This is a genomic window from Sphingobium sp. 22B (genome assembly GCF_001580035.1).
GTDB lineage: Bacteria > Pseudomonadota > Alphaproteobacteria > Sphingomonadales > Sphingomonadaceae > Sphingobium > Sphingobium fuliginis.
This window is the reverse complement of sequence record NZ_LTAB01000066.1, coordinates 1-3,782: the sequence shown is the minus strand read 5'-3', so window position 1 is coordinate 3,782 and position 3,782 is coordinate 1. Positions and strand designations below refer to the sequence as shown.

Genomic DNA, 3,782 nt, shown 5'->3' with positions numbered 1-3,782 from the left:
TTAGGACCGAGCTGCAACGAACTGCCAGGCGGCGGCTCTGAGATACTTTCAGGTGTGCCGGGGCCGGTGAGTGGGACTGGTACTTATTCTCCCGTCAAGCTTTTGGCTCATAGCGTAAGCAATGCCTCGCAGGTTCATCCTTTCGGGATTCGACGCTATGAAACGTCTGTTTGGGATAGCGCCTGTTTACGGTCACAGATTGGCACTTTCCAGGTTTTCCGCTATGGAGTGCCCCCGGTTTCAGGTACGCGTATACGTGTAAACAGTCCGCAGAGCAAGCCTTTACGGATTTTGGTATACAGTGATGTAAGGGGACCGCCTGAGTGTAAACGCGCCTAGCAAGCCTCTTTTGAAAACGACGGCACCATATTAGGTGAACGGATCAGAAAGTGTGCGGTGCCAATAAATGCCACAGGCTGGCATGTTTACGGATTGTGCAGCACGGGCATAGCGGAGATGTAAGCCGTAGGCGGTGGCGTATACAAAACTGCAAACAGCAGCTGTAAGTTGGCGAATTATTTTTCCGGATTCTTGGCGAATTCTATTTCCGCTTTGCAATGGGTTTGTCTGCCAGAATTCGAATGACAGATGTTCGCCCGATTTTAAGTTTGCGGGCAATATCAGACTTGTTCATGCCCTCGGAAAACAACCGTTTGATTTTGGCCTCATGCCGAGCTGCTGTTCTAGGTCGTCCGTGTGGCAGTCCTTTGCTTTGAGCATGGCTTATGCCAGCTTTAATTCGCTCTTTTAGAATATTGCGTTCGAATTCTGCGAAGACGGAAAGCATGCCGGCCATTGCTTTGCCTAATGTGGTGCTCATGTCAAAGGACTCGGTCAAAGAAACGAAAGACACTCCAAGATCTGTGAACTCATTGAGAGTAGAAATTAAATCTGGAAGAGATCGCCCCCACCTATCTAATCGCCAGACAAGCACCGCGTCGATTTCGCGTGACCGAGCCGCTTTGAGAATTTGCTCGCGCTTCTTCCGTTCAGATGCACCTGAGCCAACATCTTCTATTTCTAGAACGACCTTCCATTTTCGGCTTTTTGCATATTCTTTTAAGGCCTTGAGCTGAAACGAGAGAGTGTTTTGGTCTTGAGTCGATACCCGGGCATATATGGCGGTGCGCATTGCGAATGTCCTTTGGGTGTCCAAAAACTCCTTAGAAAAACTGTAACTGAAATGTCAGCCTGTGGGCTTTATTTTTTTGAAATTGTAGTGTCCAATAACTATAGTTTAAGGACGCGCTGTGAGAATCTTTTTGACACCAGATGAAATAGCCCTTGAACGATATCAAATTATTCGTCCATGTCTATCGGAAGGTGCAAGCAGAGAAGAGATAGCGCGAGCTGCAGGATTAACGTCCCGAACAATTCGTCTCTGGATCGGACAATTCAATCGTGAAGGGCTGCCAGGTCTCAGACCCCATATTCGAAAGGATGCAGGCGGGCGTCGCAAGATTGTCCCTGAATTGGCGCAAGTTATCGAAGGGCTTTGCTTGCGCACGCCGCCACTACCGGTTACTGCAATTCATCGCTCTGTATTGGTTTTGTGTCAGAAGAACAAGTGGCGTGCTCCAAGCTATGACGTGGTGCACGATATTTGTTCAAAAATTTCTCGCGATATAAAAACGCTGGCACACGAGGGACCGAGTGCATACGAACAAGCTTTCGAACTGTTACATAGGCATGAAGCCGAAGCACCAAATGAGGTGTGGCAAGCTGATCATGCACAGCTTGATATTTTGATTTTTGATTCCAACGGGCGGGCAATGAAGCCCTGGCTTACAGCTGCTTTAGATGATTTTAGTCGGGCGGTGCCTGGCTATTATCTCGGTTTCGAACCACCTTGTTCAATGCGGATAGCGATGACTTTGCGACAGTCGATTTGGCGAAAAGAAGAATCAGCATGGAGCATTTGTGGCATTCCAGACAAGTTCTACTCGGATCGCGGAACCGATTTTATGTCGAAGCATATCGACCAGGTGTCCATTGATCTCAAATTCGAATTGCTCAACACTTTGCCTCAGAAGCCGAGGGGCAAGGGCAAGATGGAGCGATTTTTTGAGACGGTGGCACAATTGTTTTTAACGGATCAGCCGGGCTACGCACCAAAGGGCTATGGAAAGGTCGATGCTGTCTTGAAGTTACAAGAGTTGGACGAACGCTTTAGGCAATGGCTCGTTAATGACTATTTGCAACGTGAGCATTCTGAAATCGGCTGTAGCCCTAAATCTCGTTGGGAATCAAAGTCCTTTGTTCCGCGCTTGCCGGACACAAAAGAAGAACTAGACATTCTTCTTTTGACGGTCACTCGACCCAGGAAAGTGCATCGCGATGGTATTCGCTTCCAAGGGTTTCGTTATTTTGACATCAGTCTTTCCGGCTATATAGGCGAGGAAGTCACTATAAGATTTGATCCACGCGACCTGGCCGAAATCCTTGTCTATGCAGATAATGCGCTTGTTTGCAGAGCCGTGTGCTTTGAGCTTTCCGATAAGAGAACGAGTCTAAAAGAAGTCATTCGCGCAAGAAGCGCTAAACGACGAGAAGTTAGAGAGAGTCTTACAGATTTGCTACAAATTGCAGATAAATATGTCCCTCGCGAAAAGCCGTCATTGAGTGTAGTGCCGATTGTTGCGGCACCCGAAGTTGAATATCCCAAGTTTAAAATTAAGAGGTTTGCCTGCGATGAGTGACACTCCATCACATTTTCTGAGCACGCAGCATTATCGGCGGTTTGTAGAATTTGGTGAGTATTGTCGCGACAAAAAACATATTGGATTGTGCTATGGCAGGCCAGGTGTTGGAAAGACTGAATCGGCTAGGCAATTTGCGAGTTGGAATTTAATTGAACCGTTGCTTCAGCAACCATCGAGAACAAGACGATTGCCGGAACACATCGCCAGCTGCGATGTGTTGTTTCTGACTCCAGAAGTCACTGTTACACCTAAAAAACTAGAAACAAGTATCAGCCTGACCAGAAATAAATTTGACGGATTGGTTGAGCAGGCTCGCGTTTGGCACCATCCCGAAAGCGTTTTCGAAAAGCGGCAGAGTAAAAATGTGAAATTATTGATTGTTGATGAAGCAGATCGCCTCAAATTTCAATCCTTGGAGCTGTTGCGGGATCTTCATGACCGAGGCAGCATCGGCATCATTCTTATGGGCATGCCTGGAATAGAGAGAAGAATCAAGCGCTTTGGTCAGCTCTATTCGCGCATCCATCTGACCTATGAGTTTCAGCCTTTAACTGCTGACGAAACAAATTTATTCATCGCAGAAAAGTGGCTACAGTTGGGTTTGCCGCGGTCAGCCGACGACGCTGTCTCGACTGCAATCAAGCGAGTTGGCAACGGCAATTTTCGCGTGCTCAATAGAATATTCACTGAAATTGAGCGTCTTCAAAAGTTGAATTGCCTTCCACTGATAACACCAGACCTGGTCGAAACGGCTACGCGAGGGTTGCTTTTGGGAGCGGCGTAAGTTGGGGTTGTAGGGCGGAAAAATAATTCGCCAAACCGGAAGCAGAATTCGCCAAGAACCCGGAAAAATAATTCGCCAATTTACACAGCAGCACTGGAGCGGAGCGAAAGCCTTGCCGAAGGGAGAGAAGCGACCGTGCGGTAAGGCAAGATAAATTGCGGACGGTGCCGCACACGAAAAGTCTGGAATTATTAGGTTTTTAGACATGGCGCTGTGGTTGCTATATACGGTGTAAGTTTCAGAATTATTTGTCACGGTTTTTTCAGAATTATTTGTCGCACCTGTCTCTTATACAC

Annotated in this window: 3 protein-coding genes; 2 read left to right on the top strand and 1 reads right to left on the bottom strand. The window is 47.4% G+C overall.

Annotated elements, in window-relative coordinates:
* Window positions 1-541: 541 nt before the first annotated feature.
* Window positions 542-1,132 (bottom strand): recombinase family protein, encoded by a 591-nt coding sequence (locus A0J57_RS25760; RefSeq protein ID WP_076605832.1) that lies wholly within the window; start codon window positions 1,130-1,132, stop codon window positions 542-544.
* Window positions 1,133-1,250: 118 nt separating this feature from the next.
* Between A0J57_RS25760 and A0J57_RS25755 the strand changes: the two genes are divergently transcribed.
* Both A0J57_RS25755 and A0J57_RS25750 read left to right on the top strand, forming a co-directional pair.
* Window positions 1,251-2,699 carry a Mu transposase C-terminal domain-containing protein gene (locus A0J57_RS25755; protein ID WP_077204201.1) on the top strand — a complete coding sequence of 483 codons (1,449 nt, stop codon included), beginning with the start codon at window positions 1,251-1,253 and terminating at the stop codon, window positions 2,697-2,699.
* A complete protein-coding gene (locus A0J57_RS25750) occupies window positions 2,692-3,486 on the top strand; it encodes an AAA family ATPase (protein WP_076605830.1) in 795 nt (264 codons plus the stop codon). The genes A0J57_RS25755 and A0J57_RS25750 overlap by 8 nt, the downstream gene beginning before the upstream one ends.
* The last annotated feature ends 296 nt before the right edge of the window (window positions 3,487-3,782 follow it).

Coding starts and splice junctions, on each gene's coding strand:
- A0J57_RS25760 (WP_076605832.1), bottom strand. CDS start 1,132: ATGCGCACCGCCATATATGCCCGGGTATCGACTCAAGACCAAAACACT.
- A0J57_RS25750 (WP_076605830.1), top strand. CDS start 2,692: ATGAGTGACACTCCATCACATTTTCTGAGCACGCAGCATTATCGGCGG.